Below are 20,269 nucleotides of genomic sequence, written 5' to 3'. Positions count from 1 at the left end.
CAGAAACATGAAGCCATCTCTGCCTGCTTGCTGACAAAAATGTTATTTACCTGTCACGATGCTGACAGGCCTCTCTCTCTAACCTGAGTCTGCACATTTAAATCCGCAAGCCTGAAACTCATCGGGAGAGACCATGAAATTCAATCTGTTAACTGCAATACTGCTCACGGCAATAACCGGGGCCGCCTCAGTCAATGCGGCTGATTACAAAAAAAATCCATTCACCCTGGCCTATGACGGTGCCATCACTGAGAACGTCAAAGGCAAGGTCAACATTCATCCGGTGAAGTACGATCTGCATGGCATTCAGATAGCTGCGAATGTCTATAACCCTGCTAACTACGATCCCGCCAAAAAATACCCTGCCGTGGTGGTTGCACATCCGAATGGCGGCGTAAAAGAGCAGGTCGCAGGCTTGTATGCCCAGCGTCTCGCCGAGCAGGGCTACATCACGATTACTGCCGACGCGGCTTATCAGGGCGCGAGCGGTGGGATGCCTCGCAGCGTGGATAAACCCGCTAATCGCATCGAGGATATCCACGGCATGGCTGACTACATCAGCCAGTATCCGGGAGTGGATACTTCCCGCCTCGGTCTGCTGGGTATTTGCGGAGGCGGCGGTTATTCACTTGTTGCGGCCGAAACGGATCAACGGTTTAAATCGATTGCAACCATCAGCATGTTTAATTCAGGCCTGGTGCGCCGCAACGGTTTTCAGGACTCACAGCTGGATACTATTCAGCAGCGTCTTCAGCAGGCTTCTGACGCACGTGCTCAGGAAGCTTCCGGAGGCGAAGTCCTGTACTCCGGTGATGCCAATCTGACTGATGAACAGATCGCTAAGTTGCCTTTTGCCTTATATCGACAGGGCTATGAGTACTACTGGAAAACTCACGCGCACCCGAACTCTACGTTTAAATACACGACAAGCAGCCTGTTAGATTTGATGAGTTTTGACGTTACGGACCATATCAATCTCATCAATAAACCGCTGCTGATGATTGCTGGTACAAAAGCCGATACGCTCTATATGACGGAAGATGCGTTTGCGAAAGCCACCGGTACAAAAGACAAAGAACTCTTCCTGATCGATGGCGCTACCCATATCGAGACGTATTGGGTTCCTGAGTACGTCGACAAGGCTTTGCAAAAGTTAGACGTCTTCTTCGATAAGAGTATTTAACCCCTATCAGACGATACCTTTGGCCAGCCACTCAGGCTGGTCATATCAGGACATAATGAGTGTGTCCGCATGTGACCAAGACTAACGAAGTCGGGAGGAAAGATAATTACGCACATTAAATAGCCGCTATGAATGAAATTCATAAAACGGCAGGGACATCTGAGGATTATTTTTTTCCTGTAAGGTTTTACTTCGTGGTACAGGCCAACTTTAGGTTTAGCATTACGGCATTGAGTGCCTCCTTATCCAGCATGGCTTCAGCATGCAGCTTCTTGAGGCGGGCGTTCTCCTCTTCAAGCGACTTGTTCGTCGGAAAAAACTTTAAAATAATACTAAAGGCGTTAAGTACTAATGCCCGACGCCTTTCAGGTTACTTGCAGGACGGTCACAGCGGGAAAATGCAAACACGTTTGTGCTATTAGTCAGATACACACCTTTTAACTTGCTAAGAAAAGCTATAATCTGATGTCGTCAACGCAAACTATAAGCTCAATGAGAGAATATACAGGAACAGAACTGGAATAATCGCACTTTCAGGAATACAAAGGAGCACCAGGATGATATATCTGAATTTTGACAGAGCTTATCTCTGATAAGCCAAATTAATAGTCACGCTCAGATGCTCAAACTTGCGTTTTGTGGTTTATGTAATATATAAGGGAAAATATATGAAATTCAACAATGTAAGACTGTTAGTCAAAGATTACCGCAAATGTTTCAATTTCTACACCCAGAAGCTTGGTTTGGAAGCTGTCTGGGATATTGAAGATTGCTATGCCAGCTTCAAAGTCGCTGAAGGTATAGAAGGCCTTGCTATCTTTACTTCTGATCTGATGGCACCAATTATTGGAAATGCTGACAGAGATAAATCGATAATATATCGCGAAAAATCAATGGTTTGTTTCGAGGTTGATAATGTAGATGAAAGCTTTGAGGCCTATTCGTTAAAAGGGATTAAATTCATTAACGAGCCAATGGATATGCCAGAATGGGGTGTGAGAGTGGTTCATCTGTACGATCCGGAGGAAAACTTGATTGAGTTATTTACGCCGCTTGGAGGCTAACAGGGGTGTCATTACTTGAGGCATAACACCCGACTGTTGATACACGGTTATCCGGACCAACACTAAACTCGTTGGGGACTGCAGACGTTTTGGCTATCGCATATATGACACCTCTGTATAGCTGAGGTCAGCATGCCTGCAACTGCTCCGTCATGTGCCCCCTAACTTCTCATTCGTGCTTCCTATTTCAAGTAGATTCCCCTCTGGATCGGAAATATAAAAATTTCGGATGCCAAAAGAAAGCGTCATTGGTCTACCTGCAGAAAATTGCAATTTCGACTTTAACTCTTTACTTGCAAATAATGGTTATTATCACCTGATAATATAACTGAGCTAATTCACTTATTACTTAACCACCTTTAGCTAAATTCGCAAAATCCCTTTTATTTCTACTAAAGGTGAATTGTAATGATGTGATTGATGCGCATCCCATTATATTCTTTGCTTACGCTTAATAACGTCTTAATTCAAGAATGAGATTACATAAACACGAACAGAGCTGTTGTGACCGGTTTCCCATTGATTAAGACACTCGTATTTAACCGTCGCCGCTGCCAACCAGGTAACCGTCAGGCTTTTTTGAACGTGCACTGACCATCACCCGTGAACGCTACGCTTATTTTGGGCCAGCGAGAAGCTCGCTGAGGCTTATGGTCTTTGACCCTATGATATCGTCAAAACAGCTTAATAACTTTCCGATTTGCTGAGGATTCAGTGCCTGTTTGTGCTGTGTCTTATTGGCGGGGAGGGCCTTGCGCACAGGCCAGACAGGATCACTATCAGCTCTAAGTGTCGCGACTGCTAACTCGAAAACTGATGAAATGGTTCGACGAGCTTCAGCGGCAACGGTCGGAGCGCCGCGCTTAGCCGTTTCCTGAAGAATTTTAAGGATGTGGTGTGGAGTGATCTCTCTGACTGGGAGCTTACCGGTTGCGGGAAAAACTACTCGTTCAAGCATATCAAGTCGGCGCGTTTTGGTGATTTCGGCCCAGTCTTTCATCTGCAACCACTCTTTTGCGATTAGCTCAAAGGTGTTGGATGCGTCGTTGACCTTGCGAATCTTATCTAACTGACGAGCCTGTGTTGGGCTAACTCCATCCGCGACCTGCTTTCGCGCTTGCTCGCATTTCTCGTGGGCTTCGGCAAGTTTGACTGTCGGGTTCTCACCTAGCGCAAACATGCTGGATTTACCGTTGAGTCTAAACCGATAGCACCATGCCTTTTTGCCATTGGGTTTCACTTCGAGGTAGAGACCGTTGAAGTCATTGAGACGATAGAGTTTTTCTTTAGGCTTGGCAGTGCGTATCAGTGAACCTAACGAGCCTTGTTTGTTTATTATACCGTTATCGTATCCACTAAAAATGAAGATGGCAGAATGTTGTGCTCATCCACGTACTCATTTTTGACTGTGTCGTTACGAGATGGATTTACACTCTATGAAATGAGAAAATCCACGCAATTGCGTGGATTTTATAGACTTTTTCGATATTCATGAGATTTGATGAAACCTCATGAGACGAGAAGTTTTATTTAGACGTTGAACAGGAAGTTCATCACATCACCATCTTTAACGATGTAATCTTTACCTTCTGCACGCATCTTACCGGCTTCTTTCGCGCCTTGTTCACCTTTATAGGTGATGAAATCTTCAAACGCGATGGTTTGTGCGCGGATAAAGCCTTTCTCGAAGTCAGTATGAATTTTACCCGCCGCCTGCGGAGCCGTTGCGCCAACAGGAATGGTCCATGCACGAACTTCTTTCACGCCAGCGGTGAAGTAGGTCTGCAGGTTCAGCAGTTCGTAACCAGCGCGGATAACGCGGTTCAGACCAGGTTCTTCCAGACCCATTTCAGCCATGAATTCTTCACGGTCAGCATCATCGAGTTCTGCGATGTCAGCTTCAACGGCAGCGCAAACTGCAACAACCACGGAGCCTTCAGCTGCGGCGATTTCACGCACTTTATCGAGGTATGGGTTGTTTTCAAAACCGTCTTCGTTGACGTTGGCGATATACATCGTTGGCTTCAACGTCAGGAAGCTCAGGTATTTGATAGCCGCTTTGTCTTCATCGGTCAGCGTTTTCAACGCACGCAGCATGCCAGCGTTTTCCAGCTGTGGCAGGCATTTTTCCAGTGCAGCCAGTTCCGCTTTAGCGTCTTTATCGCCGCCTTTAGCCTTCTTCTGTACGCGATGGATAGCGCGCTCACAGGTATCCAGGTCAGACAGCGCCAGTTCGGTATTGATAACCTCAATGTCGTCAGCCGGATCCACTTTGTTATTAACGTGGATGATGTTGTCGTTTTCAAAGCAGCGAACCACGTGGCCGATAGCTTCGGTTTCACGGATGTTAGTCAGGAACTGGTTACCCAGACCTTCGCCTTTGGACGCGCCTTTTACCAGACCGGCAATGTCGACGAATTCCATCGTTGTTGGCAGGATACGCTGCGGTTTGACGATTTCGGCCAACTGATCCAGACGCGGATCGGGCATCGGGACAACACCTGTGTTCGGCTCGATAGTACAGAACGGGAAGTTTGCCGCTTCAATACCCGCTTTTGTGAGCGCGTTGAACAGGGTGGATTTGCCTACGTTTGGCAAACCGACGATACCGCATTTGAATCCCATGTTTAAATCACCTTAATCTTTTGATATTCAACCTGTTATGGAAAACAGATTGTAGAAAAGTAAATAACTCTGCCTATTATACACAGCACGCGAGAAAAATGCCGCACATCGCTGCTTATTGCGCTTTAAAGGTGTGTAACCGGCTCGTTGCCTTGGTCAGGCCATCTTTGAATAAAATCTCGGTACAACGTGCCGCTTCGTCAATTGCTTCATCAATTAACTTCTGTTCTGAAACAGGCGGTTTGCCTAAAACAAATCCGACAACTTTGTTTTTATCACCCGGATGACCAATTCCCACGCGTAAACGATGAAAGTTGGGGTTATTGCCCAACTTGCTGATGATGTCTTTCAGGCCATTATGTCCGCCATGACCGCCACCGAGCTTAAATTTTGCCACGCCAGGCGGCAGGTCTAATTCGTCATGCGCGACCAAAATTTCATCGGGGTTGATACGATAAAAACTGGCCATCGCACTCACTGCCTTGCCGCTGAGATTCATAAATGTGGTCGGTACCAGCAAACGGACATCTTCCCCTTCGAGCGTTACTCTGGAGGTGTAGCCGAAGAATTTCGGCTCATCACGCAGGGGCGCGCGTAATCTCTCTGCCAGTAAATCGACATACCATGCGCCTGCGTTATGTCGCGTTGCCGCATACTCTGCGCCGGGGTTCGCCAGGCCGACAATCAATTTAATCGTCACGTGTTTTGTCCTGAGTGTTTCCATAAACGACGTGTAGTTTACTGTCTGACGCTGCTCTTGACAAAAAACTGCGTTCTAATCGCCAAAAACTGAATAATTGCACAAATGGACTATTAGAAATTGAGTATGTTCAGTAGCTTATTTGTAAAGTTTTGTTGCGCGAGTGTTTGTAATTGTGATCGCTCCCGCACTTGCGAACGGCAGTGTTGTCTATACTTTACACATAAGGATTAGGGGTATTCCCTGTAGCAACCCAAAGTTCCGGAGGTGACACATGAAACGCAAAAACGCTTCGTTACTCGGTAACGTGCTCATGGCTTTAGGGTTGGTGGTGATGGTGGGGGGGGTTGGTTACTCTATTTTAAACCAATTGCCGCAATTTAATCTGCCACAGTTTTTCGCACATGGTGCCGTGCTCAGTATTTTTGTAGGTGGTGTTCTGTGGTTGGCGGGAGCCAGAGTGGGCGGGCACGAGCAAATCAGTGACCGTTACTGGTGGGTACGCCATTATGACAAACGCTGTCGTCGCGGTGATACCACTCATCGTCATAACTAAATCGTTTCCCGGCAGAGAGGGCTGCGGTTTGAATACAAAGTCCTGGTTGAAAAACCAGGACTCTGCTTGTTCATTATCCTTGCATAGAACGCACTTTTATATTCGCTACGGAATATAAGAAACGTTATTCGAATAACCGATAATGTAACGTTTTAACCGCGCTATCCGCGTCTTCAGCGGGCAACAGGAAACACAGGTTGTCATTTGACGCTCCGTGGCAAATCATTCGCACCGTTTGCCCTTCAAGCCAGGCAAAAACGTCTTTGCAAACTCCCGCCGCCTGAGTCAGCCGATTCCCCACCAAAGTCACCAATGCCAGTCCGGTTTCCACTTCCACACGACAGTGGGAGGACAATGCGGTAAACAATGCGCTGGTCAGTATATGATCTTCACCTGAGGTTGCGTGAGTCGCGTCCAGCGCCAGCGCAATACTGTTCTCTGAAGTTGTAACCAAATCCACCGTGACCGCGTGGCGAGCTAAAATGGCGAAGGACTGCGCCAGGAAAGAACCGGACGGTTGTGTCTCCAGACTATGTAATCGCAACAGCGTCTGTTTACGGCGCACGGCAAGCGCACGATAGCGAGGTGGGTTGTCGGTGGTGTTATGCACCAGCGTACCACCGGCAGCCGTATCCTTACTTGAGCCAACAAAGACCGGAATGCTTTTACGCATTGCCGGAAGCAGCGCAGCCGGGTGGAGGACCTTCGCACCGAAGGCGGCCATATCGCTGGCCTCGGAAAATGAGATGTGGTCAATCCGTTTGGCCCGCGGCGCAATGCGCGGATCGGTGGTGTAGATGCCTGCGACATCGGTCCAGATGTCCACGCGTGCGGCGTGAAGCGCCTCACCGAGAAGCGTCGCCGTGTAATCACTACCACCGCGTCCCAGCGTAGTGGTATGCCCTGCGGCATCCCGGCCGATAAACCCCTGGGTCACCATAATCGCTTGCTCAAGACGAGGGCGCAGGTGAGTCTCCACCAGGTGGTGCAGGGTACTGAGTTCGGGTTCGGCGCAGCCGAAACTCGAGTTGGTACGCATCACGCTGCGGGCGTCAAACCACCCGGCCTCGGCATGCCGTTCACGTAAGACTTCAGTAAACAGTAAAGAGGACATCAGCTCGCCGTGACTGACCAATTCATCGCTTAGCGCATCAGACGGTGAAACGGTCGCCGTTTGTGCAAGATGGCGGATGTTGTTGAGAAGATTATCGATTTCCGTGCTGATAACGGACGGCTGCTTCAGGCGGGAAATAATGTTGTATTGGATGGCGCGTAAGGTCTCAAGCTTATCTAATTGTTGATGCGTTTCCAGACCTTCAGAAAGCTCGACCAGTAAGTTTGTAACGCCTGCTGAAGCAGACAGTACGACTAAACGGACATCTTGATCAGCAAGGACAATGCTGGCGCTTCGGTTCATCGCATCAAAATCAGCGACGCTGGTGCCGCCAAATTTGGCAACGACGGATGGTGGATAAATGCGAGTCATAACAATCTCATATCAGGGCGCCATAAAAGTATGGCTAGAAAATTTTCATTCTCGGCATAAGGGGAAACGGTGTTCGCCTTACGAAATGTCCGCCCGCGAACATTTCTGCTGACAACCCAGGGAATTCCTGTTGTCGAAAACGCGTGTCGCCTGTACGCGTTACCGGGTGCTGCGCATTAATTTTATTTACATAGCCTGCAAATAAGCGCGCCATACTAAGTGATTTATATTTAGGGATCGACTTTTTTATTCGATTTATCGACAAATAAGTGAAAAATCATGTCGTAACAAGAAAACGCGTACATTATTAATGGTAAAAACGTGTAAAAAAATAATAAAAGCATGAAAATTCCATGGTTTTTATAACATCGTATGCGTTGCAATTGGCTACGGTAATTGTTAATTAAATAGATATATTTCTTTAGGATTTCGTAATGAAGAGTGGCTGTTACACTTTGAATTATAAAGAAAAAACACCCGCTAAATGTGTTGAAAAATAAATGATTGAGTCCAGGGCTAAAACAACATATATTAGCCGCGCTTTTTTACAGGTAACCCTTATAACCATTTATTCAATCAGGCGTTAATCTACACCTGGTTGTAGGAGTGATATGATGACGGATAAAGTCCGTATTGATACTTTAAGTGCTAATTCATTACCACAGAGCAATGATACCTTTTTAGCAAGACAGGCTGAGTTTGAATCTAATGTCCGCAGCTATCCACGTAAACTGCCATTAGCGATTGCTAAAGCGCAGGGCGTCTGGATTACTGACGTAGAAAATAATCAATATCTTGATTGCCTGGCAGGTGCCGGAACCCTGGCGCTTGGTCATAATCATCCTGAAGTGCTGCAGAGCATTCAAAGTGTCATCACAAGCGGCTTACCGTTACATACGCTTGACCTTACCACACCGTTAAAAGATGAATTCTCATCGTATTTACTTTCTTTATTACCGGGCCAGGGCAAAGAGTATTGCCTGCAGTTCACCGGGCCGTCCGGTGCCGATGCCGTTGAAGCGGCGCTAAAGCTGGCGAAGAAAGTTACCGGCCGTTCCAGCATCATCAGCTTCTCCGGTGGCTACCACGGGATGACCCACGGCGCGCTGTCCGTGACCGGCAACTTGTCGCCGAAAGAAGCCGTCAGCAACATGATAGCGGAAGTGCAGTTTATGCCGTATCCACATCAGTACCGTTGCCCGCTGGGTATCGGCGGCGACGCTGGCGTCAAAGCATTGACCTACTACTTCGAAAACCTGATCAACGACGTTGAGAGCGGCGTGCGTAAACCGGCTGCCGTGATCCTCGAAGCGGTGCAGGGCGAAGGCGGGGTAAACCCGGCTCCGATCGAGTGGCTGCAGCGTATTCGTAAAGTGACCCAGGAACACGGCATTCTGCTGATTATCGATGAAGTTCAGGCTGGCTTCGCGCGCACGGGTAAACTGTTCGCCTTCGAACACGCCGGTATTGAGCCGGATATCATCGTGATGTCCAAAGCGGTTGGCGGCGGTCTGCCACTGGCGGTACTGGGCATTAAAAAGCAGTTCGATGCGTGGGCTCCGGGCCATCACACTGGCACCTTCCGCGGCAACCAACTGGCGATGGCGACCGGTTTGACAACGCTGAAAATCCTCAAAGACGACAAGATTGCCGATAAAGTTGCTGCCCAGGGCGAGTGGCTGAAAGGCAAACTGACTGACCTGCAGAAACGTTACCCGGTTATCGGCCAGGTACGTGGTCTGGGCCTGATGATTGGTCTGGAAATCGTTAAGCCGAACGAAGCGCAGGATCACATGGGCTGCTACCCGGCCGATGGCGAGCTTTCCGCGCTGCTGCAGAAAAAATGTTTCGAAAACGGCCTGATTCTGGAGCGTGGCGGCCGTAACGGTTGCGTACTGCGTCTGCTGCCGTCTCTGTTGATCACCAACGCAGAGCTGGAGATTTTCCTCGATAAATTCGAAAATGCCCTGCTGGGCGCTGGCGTGAAGCCGGTTTAAACGGAGTTGGATCGAATGTCAGACGTAAACCCGATTCTGTCCGGCTCGGCACAAAGCATCGCTGCCTACCAGGACGCTATCGAGCAGAGTACGCAAGCGGTCGTTGAATGGTTGAAGCAACCTGAGATGTATCAGGGCAAAACCGTTGAGCAACTGCGCGAACGTATCAACCTGAATTTTACGTCTCAGGGCCTGGGCAACCAGGCCGCTATTGAGCGTGCGGTTGAATACTTTCTGAAAGACAGCTTGTTGGTTCACCATGCGCAGTGCGTGGCGCACCTGCACTGCCCGAGCCTGGTGATTAGCCAGGCGGCAGAAGTGCTGATCAACGCCACCAACCAGAGTATGGACTCCTGGGATCAGAGCCCGTCGGCGACCATCATTGAGATCAAACTGATCGAATGGTTGCGTGAGCAGGTGGGCTATGCGGCAGGCGACGCGGGCGTGTTCACCAGCGGCGGCACCCAGAGCAACCTGATGGGCCTGATGCTGGCGCGCGACGCCTTTTTTGCCCGCCAGGGGCATTCCATTCAGCAGAATGGTCTGACCGGCGACCTGAGCAAAATCAAAGTATTTTGCTCTGAAAGCGCGCACTTCTCCGTACAGAAGAACATGGCGCTGATGGGGCTGGGTTACCGTTCCGTCACCCAGGTGAAGACCGATGCGTTCTCACGCATGGATCTGGCTGACCTGAAAGACAAGCTGGCCCAGGCGAAAGCCAACGGCGAACAGGTGATGGCGATTGTCGCCACTGCTGGTACTACCGATGCGGGTGCAATCGACCCGTTAGCGGACATTGCGGCGCTGGCGGCAGAACACCAGATCTGGATGCATGTGGATGCAGCATGGGGCGGGGCGTTACTGCTTTCTGAGCAGTATCGTCACTTCCTGAACGGCCTTGAACTGGCGGATTCCGTGACGCTGGACTTCCACAAACAGTTCTTCCAGACCATCAGCTGCGGCGCGTTCCTGCTGAAAGACGCGCGTCATTACGAGCTGATGCGTTACCAGGCGGCGTACCTGAACTCTGATTTCGATGAAGAGGCGGGCGTACCGAATCTGGTGTCGAAATCGCTGCAGACCACGCGCCGTTTTGACGCGCTGAAGCTGTGGATGGGTCTCGAAGCGCTGGGCAAAAAGCAGTATGCCGAAATCATTGATAACGGCGTAACGCTGGCGCGTGATGTGGCTGCGTTTGTGAAAACTCAGCCACACCTGGAACTGGTGATGGAGCCGCAGCTGGCAAGCGTGCTATTCCGTTTCCGTCCGCACAGTGACGACATGGCGTTCGTTGCGCTGTTGAACCAGCGTATTGGCGACGTTCTGCTGGCTTCTGGTAGCGCCAATGTTGGCGTGACCGAAGCAGATGGCGTAACCTGCCTGAAGCTGACGCTGCTGAACCCAACGGTGTGTCTGGAGGATGTCAAAGTCCTGCTGGCAAGCGTGAAAGCGACAGCTGAGCAACTGCTGAACGCGTAAGCAATAAGCTGATTATAAAAATGGCTCCCACACACGGAAGCCATTTTTTTGCCTGTCATTTGTAGTCCGGCGGCGCTTCGCCTGGCTGGGCTACACGTCAGCTGATATCTGCCAGCGCGGCGTCTTTATTCGGGAAGAACGTCAGGCGTCCGGCAATCGGCTGAATGCCCGCGCGCGCCATGGTACGTAACGGCTGGAATTCCAGATTACTGATCCGCAGTTCACATCCTTCCGGGAGGCGTTTTACAAAACGCTGGAAAGCGTCCAGACCACCGGCATCCAGTACCGGGACCGCATCCCACTTCAAGACCACGATACGTTTACCTGCGATACGTGATTCGAGATCGGTAAATAATCCCTCCGCAGCGGCAAAGAAAAGTGGGCCAATAACGCGCAGTACCAGCACATCGTCAGGTACGTCTACGTTGACCGGCGCCAGACGCGTCATGCGCGCGATACGACGCATAAACAGCAGGGAGGCGAGAACGATACCGACGCTGATGGCGATCACCATGTCGAATAGCACCGTCAGCGACATACACATAAGCATGACAATGATGTCGTCTTTTGGCGCATGACGCAGCAGATCCACCACTTTATGCGCTTCACTCATGTTCCATGCCACCATCAGCAGCAGGGCGGCCATGGCGGAAAGCGGTAACCAGGAAAGCAGCGGCGCAAGCACCAGCAGGGCAAGGATCACCAGAATCGCGTGGATGACCGCTGAAATTGGTGAGGTCGCCCCGGCGCGGACGTTTGCCGCAGAACGGGCAATTGCCGCCGTGGCGGTGATACCACCGAAGAACGGTGCCACGATGTTACCCAGGCCCTGGCCAATCAGCTCACTGTTGGCTTTATGCTTGGTGCCAGTCATCCCATCAAGTACGACGGCGCACAGTAGAGATTCAATCGCCCCGAGCATCGCCATGGAGAAGGCGGCTGGTAACAGCGCCTGTAACGAACTCCAGCTCAGGGTAAAGTTTGACTCCGGCATGTCCCACGGTAATACCAGTTGCGGCAGCAATTGCGGGATACCGTTACCCTGCGAGCCATCAGCCAGAATGTAGTGGAACTGAGAACCGATGGTGGCGACATGGCCGCCGGTCAGGTTCACAATCCCCATTACCGCACAGCCTGCCAGCAGCGCAGGAAGGTGGCCCGGCAGTCGGATCCCCAGACGCGGCCAGAAAATCAGGATCCCCAGCGTCACCACGCCAATTGCGGCATCGCCAACGTTGAGGGTTGGCAGGGCCATAAACAGCGCGCCGACCTTTTGCAGGTAGTGCTCCGGGACATGGGCCATTTGCAGACCGAGAAAATCTTTAATCTGCATGGTACCGATGGTGATACCAATACCCGATGTAAAACCTAACGTAACGGATACCGGGATATATTCGATCAGGCGACCAAAACGGGCGAGGCCGAAAAGGATCAGAAATATCCCGGACATTAGCGTTGCGACCAGCAGGCCTGCCAGCCCAAACTGTTGCGACACCGGATACAGAATCACCACGAAAGCGGCGGTTGGTCCAGATACGCTAAAACGTGAACCCCCGGTAAGGGCGATAACAATCCCAGCCACGGCTGAGGTATACAAGCCGTACTGCGGCGCCACGCCACTGCCTATTGCCAGGGCCATCGCCAGCGGAATGGCAATGATCCCAACGGTTATCCCAGCGATCAGGTCGCGGGTAAAGCGAGAAGCGGTATATTTTTCTTTCCAACAAGCGTCGATGAGGGCGCGGAAAGGCATCACATGTGAGGAAAATAATCTGTTCACAATAATGTTTCATCCATGAGCGCATCATCTGTCAACTAAATGGCAGGTGAAGGAGGCATAAGTCATACAAATAGATGTTGCAGATAAAAAAACCCGCCGCAGCGGGTTTTTGAGCCGGGCTCGATTAATGCTCGAACATAGCAGAGATGGATTCTTCGTTGCTGATACGACGAATCGCTTCGGCCAGCATACCCGACAGGGTCAATGTACGCACGTTTGGCAGTGCTTTGATTTCGTCAGTCAGTGGAATCGTGTCACAGACAACGACTTCATCAATCACTGAATTGCGCAGGTTGTTTGCCGCATTACCTGAGAAGATCGGGTGGGTAGCGTAAGCAAATACGCGTTTTGCACCACGTTCTTTCAGTGCTTCTGCTGCTTTACACAGCGTACCGCCGGTATCGATCATATCATCAACCAGCACGCAGTCACGACCTGCAACGTCACCAATAATGTGCATCACCTGAGAAACGTTCGCGCGCGGGCGTCGTTTGTCGATGATAGCCATGTCGGTATCGTTCAGCAGTTTAGCGATAGCGCGGGCACGCACGACGCCACCGATGTCCGGAGAAACCACAATCGGATTGTCCAGATTCAGCTGCAGCATGTCTTCTAACAGGATCGGGCTACCGAATACGTTATCAACCGGTACGTCAAAGAAGCCCTGGATCTGTTCAGCATGCAGGTCAACGGTGAGGACGCGGTCAACGCCAACGCTGGACAGGAAATCAGCGACGACTTTAGCAGTAATCGGTACACGAGCGGAACGTACGCGACGATCCTGACGTGCATAGCCGAAGTAAGGAATAACGGCGGTGATACGGCCTGCGGAAGCACGGCGCAGCGCATCAACCATAACGACCAATTCCATCAGGTTGTCGTTAGTAGGGGCACAAGTGGACTGGATGATGAAAATATCACCACCGCGTACATTTTCATTAATTTGTACGCTGACTTCGCCGTCGCTAAAGCGACCTACAGCGGCGTCGCCGAGTGAAGTGTACAGGCGGTTGGCAATACGTTGTGCTAGTTCCGGGGTGGCGTTACCAGCAAAAAGCTTCATATCAGGCACGAGAAGAACCTCAGGCATGCGTCCATTGGTGGAAAGAATCTGCCGAAAACTGTGCGGGCCAGGCAGTATCCTCTCCATGCGGTGTATTAAAGAGCGCGATGCAACGTCTGGAACAGGGTGACGTTGTCACCGCAACTCAGCTTGCCCGGCTTACTCGTCATCTTTCACGTTTCATGTATGCTGGCATATTTTGCCATCTTCCTGAAACCCGAACGATTTAGAGTAGCGCTCTGTGCAATGGGGAGAGGTTGACACCTTTCGCCACAAAGCCTTTGAGCCATTCCGGGGCTTGCTCAAGCACCTGGCGAGCACGAGACTCAGTGTCAAATTCAGCAAAGACACAAGCCCCTGTACCAGTCAGGCGCGACGGCGCGTATTCTAACAGCCAGGAAAGCGCCGCATCAACCTCGCGAAAACGTTTTCTTGCGATAACCTCGCAATCATTGCTGAATTCACATTTTAGTAACGTTTTTATTGACCTTTTTGGCGTGTTGCGCGGGAGGTCGGGATCTTTAAAAATCACCGGCGTCGGAATACTGACTCCCGGGTGGGCGACCAGATACCATTTTTCCTCTGGCTCGACCGGGGTCAGAATTTCACCTACGCCTTCAGCAAAGGCCGCATGGCCGCGCACGAATACGGGAACGTCCGCCCCCAGCGTTAAGCCGAGTCCTGCCAGTTCATCAACCGAAAGTCCGCACTGCCAAAGGTGATTCAGCGCCACCAGGACGGTAGCCGCATTCGACGAACCTCCGCCAAGACCGCCGCCCATCGGCAGGCGTTTTTCGATACTGATGTCGGCGCCGCTCCCTTTGGGAAGGCGATCGCTTTCAGACGCCGCCTTCATCAGCAAGCGCGCCGCACGGACAATGAGATTGTCTTCATGTGCAACGCCTTCCACCGGCGTTAACAGGCGGATTTCGCCGTCGCCACGCAGCGCAATACCTAACGTGTCGCCATAATCAAGAAACTGGAATAGCGTTTGCAAAGTGTGATAACCGTCCGCACGCTGCCCGGTGATGTATAAAAACAGATTCAGTTTTGCCGGAGAGGGCCAGTGGGTCATCATTTCACAATCCAGTTATCCATTTTCAGCTTAATACGCTGATCGCCGTCAGACAGTTCCATGTTTGCCGGCATCGCAGGCTGAATTTTGCTGTCGTAGGCGCTATAGACCACTTTCCAGTTTTTACCGTCTTTGCTGTAGTTCACTTCACTCAGACGATACTGGTCGTCGAGTTTGTAATCGCTGGCGTCTCCCGGCAGGCCAAGGATCCACTGGCGCAGGCTGTTCAATGGAATAGGCATGCCGGTCAACTTACCAATCATCTCTTCGGCGTCGTCAGCGGTGTAGTGCTTGCCTTTGTTATCGACAAGTTCGACGTTGCCCGGCTGGGCATTGAGTTCCAGTTCAGTGCTGCCCAGGGGATTGGTCAGCAGGAGACGGTAGCGATCTTGTCCGGTTTGTTGCCAGAAAAAGCGGGCATAGACTTTCTGTTGATCGGAAATATACGCAAACGCACCGCGCGTCTGATATTGGTTCAGGGCGCGTACTTCCTGCTGGTGCTGGCGCCATTGTGGAGAGTCAGGGCTTTTGCCGGGACCTTTCGGCGCGTTGAGCGTACAGGCGGTAAGAGCCAGGGCCGCGAGCGGCAGCAGGCGAATCAGGCGAAAATCAGGCAGGGTCATAATGATGACAAATCCTTGAGATACGTTGCAGTTATAACTCTTAATGCTAGCGCCGCCATCATACATCGTCTACGTTCAAGTTATCTTAAATCGCTCAAATTTGTGCACTAAGCTATTACTCCAAAAGGGGGCAGTCTCTTTTATTGACCGCACGCATCCTGTATGATGCACCCAGTCTAACCTTATCAACGCTGGTACTATTCCCGCACACATGACCCTTTTAGCGCTTGGTATTAACCATAAAACGGCACCTGTATCGCTGCGAGAACGCGTAACGTTTTCGCCGGATACGCTCGATCAGGCGCTGGACAGCCTGCTTGCGCAGCCAATGGTGCAGGGCGGGGTGGTGCTGTCGACGTGTAACCGTACGGAACTGTATCTCAGCGTTGAAGAGCAGGATAACCTGCAAGAAGCGCTGGTTCGCTGGCTGTGCGATTACCATAATCTTAATGAAGAAGACTTGCGCAATAGCCTGTACTGGCACCAGGACAACGACGCCGTCAGCCATTTGATGCGTGTTGCCAGCGGTCTGGATTCGCTGGTGCTTGGTGAACCGCAGATTCTGGGGCAGGTGAAAAAAGCTTTTGCGGATTCGCAAAAAGGTCACCTGAACGCCAGTGCGCTGGAGCGCATGTTCCAGAAATCATTCTCTGTCGCTAAACGTGTACGTACAGAAACAGACATCGGTGCCAGCGCCGTGTCCGTGGCTTTTGCCGCCTGTACGCTGGCGCGGCAGATATTTGAATCGCTCTCCACGGTGACCGTGCTGTTAGTGGGCGCAGGCGAAACCATTGAGCTGGTGGCGCGACACCTGCGTGAGCATCAAGTGAAGAAGATGATCATCGCCAACCGTACCCGCGAGCGGGCGCAAGTGCTGGCGGATGAAGTCGGCGCCGAAGTGATTTCGCTGAGTGATATCGACGCGCGTTTACAGGATGCCGATATTATTATCAGTTCTACCGCCAGCCCGCTGCCGATTATCGGCAAAGGAATGGTGGAGCGCGCGCTTAAAAATCGCCGTAATCAACCTATGCTGCTGGTGGATATCGCCGTACCGCGCGATGTCGAGCCGGAAGTGGGTAAGTTGTCCAACGCCTATCTGTACAGCGTTGACGACCTGCAAAGCATCATTTCGCATAACCTGGCCCAGCGCAAAGCGGCGGCCGTGGAAGCCGAAACCATTGTGGCGCAGGAAACCAGCGAATTTATGGCCTGGCTACGCGCTCAGGGCGCAAGTGAAACTATCCGCGAGTATCGCAGTCAGTCAGAACAGATCCGTGATGAACTGACTGCCAAAGCGTTGGCTGCTCTTCAACAGGGTGGTGATGCGCAAGCCATTATGCAGGATCTGGCCTGGAAACTGACCAACCGCTTGATCCATGCACCAACCAAATCACTTCAACAGGCCGCCCGTGACGGGGATAGTGAACGCCTGAATATTCTGCGCGACAGCCTCGGGCTGGAGTAGCAGCACACCAATCTTATTTTTTACAGGGTGCATTTACGCCTATGAAGCCTTCTATCGTTGCCAAACTGGAAGCCCTGCATGAACGCCATGAAGAAGTTCAGGCGCTGCTCGGGGATGCGGGTACTATCGCAGACCAGGAACGCTTTCGTGCACTGTCGCGCGAATATGCGCAATTAAGCGATGTATCTCGCTGTTTTACGGACTGGCGACAGGTTCAGGAAGATATCGAGACGGCTCAGATGATGCTCGACGATCCTGAAATGCGTGAAATGGCGCAGGATGAACTGCGTGAAGCAAAAGATAAATGCGAGCAGCTGGAGCAACATCTGCAGGTTCTGCTGTTGCCTAAAGATCCTGATGACGAACGTAACGCCTTCCTCGAAGTGCGTGCGGGAACCGGTGGTGATGAGGCCGCGCTGTTTGCCGGCGATCTGTTCCGCATGTACAGCCGTTACGCTGAATCGCGTCGCTGGCGGGTAGAGATCATGAGCGCCAGCGAAGGCGAACATGGCGGGTTTAAAGAAGTCATTGCCAAAATTAGCGGTGAAGGCGTGTACGGTCGACTGAAATTTGAGTCCGGTGGGCATCGTGTGCAGCGCGTACCTGCGACGGAGTCACAGGGCCGTATTCACACTTCTGCCTGTACGGTCGCGGTCATGCCGGAACTACCAGATGCCGAACTGCCGGACATCAACCCGGCCGATCTGCGTATTGATACCTTCCGCTCATCAGGCGCAGGGGGTCAGCACGTTAACACCACCGACTCCGCAATCCGTATTACCCACTTGCCGACCGGTATCGTAGTGGAATGCCAGGACGAACGTTCGCAGCATAAAAACAAAGCGAAAGCGATGTCGGTGCTGGGGGCGCGAATTCGTGCCGCCGAAGTGGCAAGACGTCAACAGGCAGAAGCCTCTGAGCGTCGCAATCTGTTGGGCAGTGGCGATCGCAGCGATCGCAACCGTACCTATAATTTCCCGCAGGGTCGCGTGACCGATCACCGCATTAACCTGACGCTCTACCGTCTGGATGAAGCGATGGAAGGCAAACTGGATATGCTCATTGAGCCAATTGTCCAGGAATACCAGGCCGACCAACTGGCGGCGTTGTCCGAGCAGGATTAATGGATTATCAGCACTGGCTGCGTGAAGCGATAAGTCAATTACAGGCAAGTGAAAGCCCGCGCCGTGACGCCGAGATTTTGCTCGAGTTTGTTACCGGTAAGGGACGCACCTTTATTTTGGCTTTCGGTGAAACGGTATTAACCGAGGCGCAGCGTCAACAGCTCGACACATTACTGGAGCGCCGTCTGCAGGGTGAGCCGGTGGCGCATTTAACCGGCGTGCGGGAGTTCTGGTCGCTGCCGCTGTTTGTGTCTCCGGCTACGCTTATCCCTCGTCCGGATACTGAGTGTCTGGTGGAACAGGCGCTGGCTCGCCTGCCGACCTCAGCGTGCCGCATTCTCGACTTGGGAACCGGCACGGGCGCCATTGCGCTGGCGCTGGCAACCGAGCGTCCGGATTGCGCAGTAACGGCGGTTGACCGCATGCCGGATGCTGTTGCGCTGGCCACTCGCAACAAACAGCATCTCGGCATCGACAATGTTTGCGTGCTGCAAAGCAACTGGTTCAGCGCTTTGCAGGGACAGCAGTTTGACATGATTGTCAGTAATCCGCCGTATATCGACGAACAGGATCCGCACCTGGCGCAAGGCGATGTACGCTTTGAACCTTTGTCGGCACTGGTGGCGGGCGATCGGGGACTGGCGGATATTGTGCATATCATTGACCAGTCTCAGCGCGTGTTAACGCCCGGCGGCTATCTGTTGCTGGAACATGGCTGGCAGCAGGGGCAGGCCGTCCGGGACGTCTTTACTCGTGCGGGTTACCAGGCGGTTGAAACCTGCCGTGATTATGGCGGCAACGAGCGAATTACGCTTGGACGCATCCCATCATGAGTACCTTCAGTGTGTTACTCAACATTCATCTCATCAGTATTGCGCTTTCCGTTGGCTTGCTGACGCTGCGTTTTTGGTGGCGTTACACCGACTCGCGTCTTGCCTGCGCACGCTGGACGCGCATTGTGCCACCGGTTGTGGATACCGTTTTATTACTCAGCGGCGTGGCGCTAATGGTTAAAGCGCACATCCTGCCATTCACTGAGCACGGGACATGGCTGACTGAAAAGCTGTTTGGGGTTATCATTTACATCGTTTTGGGTTTTATTGCGCTCGATAATCGTCGGGCGCGCAGTCAGCAGGCGCGATTAGTCGCATTTCCGCTGGCGCTGGTGGTGCTGTACATCATCATTAAACTCGCCACCACAAAAATACCGTTACTGGGGTAAGCATGAGGTCGTTAGCTGATTTCGAATTTAATAAAGCGCCATTGTGTGATGGGATGATCCTGGCGTCGGAGTCTATCCGTCTGGATTTTCCAACACAAACTGTCTACGACGAACTGGAACGTCTGGTCAGTCTGGCGCAAGAAGAAATTAGCCAGCTCCTGTCTCAGGATGAGCAACTGGAAAAACTGCTGGCACTTTTTTACGGCGAATGGGGATTTACGGATACCCACGGCGTCTATCGTCTTTCTGATGCACTCTGGCTTGACCAGGTACTGAAAAATCGGCAGGGCAGCGCCGTGTCTCTGGGGGCGATCTTATTGTGGATTGCCAACAGACTGGAGCTGCCGCTGGTACCGGTGATTTTCCCGACGCAACTGATCCTTCGTATTGAGTCGCTCGATGGTGAAATGTGGCTAATCAATCCATTCAATGGCGAAACGTTAAATGAGCACACGCTGGAAGTGTGGTTGAAGGGGAACATCAGCCCGGTCGCGGAGCTGTTTAACGAAGACCTGGATGAGGCGGATAACGCGGAAGTGATCCGCAAACTGCTCGACACGCTGAAATCATCACTGATGGAAGAGCGGCAAATGGAGCTGGCGCTGCGTGCCAGTGAAGCACTATTGCAGTTTAATCCTGAAGATCCGTATGAAATTCGCGATCGTGGTTTAATATACGCGCAACTCGAGTGCGAACATGTTGCGCTGACAGATTTAAGTTATTTCGTTGAACAGTGTCCGGAAGACCCGATCAGCGAAATGATTCGTGCGCAAATTAATACTATTTCGCACAAACAAATTGTATTGCATTGATTAATCACACTT

General features: G+C 51.6%; 17 protein-coding genes and 1 pseudogene. 10 read left to right on the top strand and 8 right to left on the bottom strand.

Annotated features, from left to right (window positions below; translation table 11 throughout):
• The first annotated feature begins 133 nt into the window (after nucleotides 1-133).
• A complete protein-coding gene (locus OGV75_RS17760; protein ID WP_286480968.1) occupies nucleotides 134-1,183 on the top strand; it encodes an alpha/beta hydrolase in 1,050 nt (349 codons plus the stop codon).
• A 668-nt stretch (nucleotides 1,184-1,851) separates the two neighbouring features.
• A complete protein-coding gene (locus OGV75_RS17755) occupies nucleotides 1,852-2,247 on the top strand; it encodes a VOC family protein (RefSeq protein WP_047358262.1) in 396 nt (131 codons plus the stop codon).
• 646 nt (nucleotides 2,248-2,893) lie between these two features.
• Here the strand turns inward: OGV75_RS17755 and OGV75_RS17750 are convergent.
• From OGV75_RS17750 to pth, 3 genes and pseudogenes are all read right to left on the bottom strand, one after another.
• Nucleotides 2,894-3,556, bottom strand: a pseudogene (locus OGV75_RS17750) (tyrosine-type recombinase/integrase); the annotation flags it as partial.
• Between the two features lie 221 nt (nucleotides 3,557-3,777).
• The gene (gene ychF / locus OGV75_RS17745) at nucleotides 3,778-4,872 is read right to left on the bottom strand and encodes a redox-regulated ATPase YchF (protein WP_016153303.1); all 1,095 of its coding nucleotides are present in this window, start codon (nucleotides 4,870-4,872) and stop codon (nucleotides 3,778-3,780) included.
• A gap of 115 nt (nucleotides 4,873-4,987) precedes the next feature.
• Nucleotides 4,988-5,572, bottom strand: a complete 585-nt coding sequence (pth, locus tag OGV75_RS17740; RefSeq protein ID WP_046275292.1) for an aminoacyl-tRNA hydrolase — start codon at nucleotides 5,570-5,572, stop codon at nucleotides 4,988-4,990.
• Nucleotides 5,573-5,846: 274 nt separating this feature from the next.
• Between pth and ychH the strand changes: the two genes are divergently transcribed.
• The gene (gene ychH / locus OGV75_RS17735) at nucleotides 5,847-6,128 is read left to right on the top strand and encodes a stress-induced protein YchH (RefSeq protein WP_016153301.1); all 282 of its coding nucleotides are present in this window, start codon (nucleotides 5,847-5,849) and stop codon (nucleotides 6,126-6,128) included.
• 124 nt (nucleotides 6,129-6,252) lie between these two features.
• Here the strand turns inward: ychH and lysC are convergent, their stop codons facing one another.
• Entirely contained in the window at nucleotides 6,253-7,614 is a 1,362-nt protein-coding gene (lysC, locus tag OGV75_RS17730) for a lysine-sensitive aspartokinase 3 (protein ID WP_181599191.1), read from the bottom strand.
• Between the two features lie 611 nt (nucleotides 7,615-8,225).
• On the opposite strand from lysC, the gene OGV75_RS17725 reads away from it, so the two are divergent.
• Both OGV75_RS17725 and OGV75_RS17720 read left to right on the top strand, forming a co-directional pair.
• The gene (locus OGV75_RS17725; protein ID WP_286480967.1) at nucleotides 8,226-9,611 is read left to right on the top strand and encodes a diaminobutyrate--2-oxoglutarate transaminase; all 1,386 of its coding nucleotides are present in this window, start codon (nucleotides 8,226-8,228) and stop codon (nucleotides 9,609-9,611) included.
• 15 nt (nucleotides 9,612-9,626) lie between these two features.
• Complete coding sequence (locus OGV75_RS17720; protein ID WP_016156743.1) at nucleotides 9,627-11,090, top strand: pyridoxal phosphate-dependent decarboxylase family protein; 1,464 nt, start codon at nucleotides 9,627-9,629, stop codon at nucleotides 11,088-11,090.
• 97 nt (nucleotides 11,091-11,187) lie between these two features.
• Here OGV75_RS17720 and dauA read toward each other — a convergent pair whose 3' ends face one another.
• The 4 genes from dauA to lolB all read right to left on the bottom strand — a co-directional run bounded on the left by dauA (nucleotide 11,188) and on the right by lolB (nucleotide 15,631).
• Nucleotides 11,188-12,870, bottom strand: coding sequence for a C4-dicarboxylic acid transporter DauA (gene dauA / locus OGV75_RS17715; protein WP_029139565.1), 1,683 nt, complete (start codon nucleotides 12,868-12,870; stop codon nucleotides 11,188-11,190).
• 124 nt (nucleotides 12,871-12,994) lie between these two features.
• Nucleotides 12,995-13,942: a ribose-phosphate diphosphokinase gene (prs, locus tag OGV75_RS17710; protein ID WP_001518537.1), complete on the bottom strand. Its 948-nt coding sequence runs from the start codon at nucleotides 13,940-13,942 to the stop codon at nucleotides 12,995-12,997.
• Nucleotides 13,943-14,159: 217 nt separating this feature from the next.
• Nucleotides 14,160-15,011, bottom strand: coding sequence for a 4-(cytidine 5'-diphospho)-2-C-methyl-D-erythritol kinase (ispE, locus tag OGV75_RS17705; RefSeq protein WP_047498056.1), 852 nt, complete (start codon nucleotides 15,009-15,011; stop codon nucleotides 14,160-14,162).
• Nucleotides 15,008-15,631 (bottom strand): lipoprotein insertase outer membrane protein LolB, encoded by a 624-nt coding sequence (lolB, locus tag OGV75_RS17700; RefSeq protein WP_053389608.1) that lies wholly within the window; start codon nucleotides 15,629-15,631, stop codon nucleotides 15,008-15,010. Before lolB ends, ispE begins: the two co-directional genes overlap by 4 nt.
• Before the next feature lie 211 nt (nucleotides 15,632-15,842).
• Between lolB and hemA the strand changes: the two genes are divergently transcribed.
• Genes hemA through sirB1 form a run of 5 tightly spaced genes read left to right on the top strand, consistent with a single transcriptional unit; the run spans nucleotide 15,843 to nucleotide 20,257 of the window.
• Nucleotides 15,843-17,099: a glutamyl-tRNA reductase gene (gene hemA / locus OGV75_RS17695; protein ID WP_016153294.1), complete on the top strand. Its 1,257-nt coding sequence runs from the start codon at nucleotides 15,843-15,845 to the stop codon at nucleotides 17,097-17,099.
• Nucleotides 17,100-17,140: 41 nt separating this feature from the next.
• Nucleotides 17,141-18,223 carry a peptide chain release factor 1 gene (prfA, locus tag OGV75_RS17690; RefSeq protein WP_101700523.1) on the top strand — a complete coding sequence of 361 codons (1,083 nt, stop codon included), beginning with the start codon at nucleotides 17,141-17,143 and terminating at the stop codon, nucleotides 18,221-18,223.
• Entirely contained in the window at nucleotides 18,223-19,056 is an 834-nt protein-coding gene (gene prmC, locus OGV75_RS17685) for a peptide chain release factor N(5)-glutamine methyltransferase (protein WP_286480966.1), read from the top strand. Before prfA ends, prmC begins: the two co-directional genes overlap by 1 nt.
• On the top strand, nucleotides 19,053-19,445 hold the full coding sequence (gene sirB2 / locus OGV75_RS17680) for an invasion regulator SirB2 (protein WP_053389598.1): 393 nt from the start codon (nucleotides 19,053-19,055) through the stop codon (nucleotides 19,443-19,445). The genes prmC and sirB2 overlap by 4 nt, the downstream gene beginning before the upstream one ends.
• A gap of 2 nt (nucleotides 19,446-19,447) precedes the next feature.
• Nucleotides 19,448-20,257 (top strand): invasion regulator SirB1, encoded by an 810-nt coding sequence (gene sirB1 / locus OGV75_RS17675; protein ID WP_003020775.1) that lies wholly within the window; start codon nucleotides 19,448-19,450, stop codon nucleotides 20,255-20,257.
• The last annotated feature ends 12 nt before the right edge of the window (nucleotides 20,258-20,269 follow it).

This window comes from Citrobacter sp. Cb028 (assembly GCF_030336705.1).
Lineage (GTDB): Bacteria > Pseudomonadota > Gammaproteobacteria > Enterobacterales > Enterobacteriaceae > Citrobacter > Citrobacter braakii.
The sequence above is the reverse complement of the archived record's forward strand: the minus strand, read 5'-3'. Positions and strand labels throughout refer to the sequence as shown.

Coding starts and splice junctions, on each gene's coding strand:
- sirB1 (WP_003020775.1), top strand. CDS start 19,448: ATGAGGTCGTTAGCTGATTTCGAATTTAATAAAGCGCCATTGTGTGAT.
- ychH (WP_016153301.1), top strand. CDS start 5,847: ATGAAACGCAAAAACGCTTCGTTACTCGGTAACGTGCTCATGGCTTTA.
- lolB (WP_053389608.1), bottom strand. CDS start 15,631: ATGACCCTGCCTGATTTTCGCCTGATTCGCCTGCTGCCGCTCGCGGCC.
- ychF (WP_016153303.1), bottom strand. CDS start 4,872: ATGGGATTCAAATGCGGTATCGTCGGTTTGCCAAACGTAGGCAAATCC.
- sirB2 (WP_053389598.1), top strand. CDS start 19,053: ATGAGTACCTTCAGTGTGTTACTCAACATTCATCTCATCAGTATTGCG.
- prmC (WP_286480966.1), top strand. CDS start 18,223: ATGGATTATCAGCACTGGCTGCGTGAAGCGATAAGTCAATTACAGGCA.
- OGV75_RS17725 (WP_286480967.1), top strand. CDS start 8,226: ATGATGACGGATAAAGTCCGTATTGATACTTTAAGTGCTAATTCATTA.
- OGV75_RS17755 (WP_047358262.1), top strand. CDS start 1,852: ATGAAATTCAACAATGTAAGACTGTTAGTCAAAGATTACCGCAAATGT.
- hemA (WP_016153294.1), top strand. CDS start 15,843: ATGACCCTTTTAGCGCTTGGTATTAACCATAAAACGGCACCTGTATCG.
- ispE (WP_047498056.1), bottom strand. CDS start 15,011: ATGATGACCCACTGGCCCTCTCCGGCAAAACTGAATCTGTTTTTATAC.
- OGV75_RS17720 (WP_016156743.1), top strand. CDS start 9,627: ATGTCAGACGTAAACCCGATTCTGTCCGGCTCGGCACAAAGCATCGCT.
- prfA (WP_101700523.1), top strand. CDS start 17,141: ATGAAGCCTTCTATCGTTGCCAAACTGGAAGCCCTGCATGAACGCCAT.
- OGV75_RS17760 (WP_286480968.1), top strand. CDS start 134: ATGAAATTCAATCTGTTAACTGCAATACTGCTCACGGCAATAACCGGG.
- lysC (WP_181599191.1), bottom strand. CDS start 7,614: ATGACTCGCATTTATCCACCATCCGTCGTTGCCAAATTTGGCGGCACC.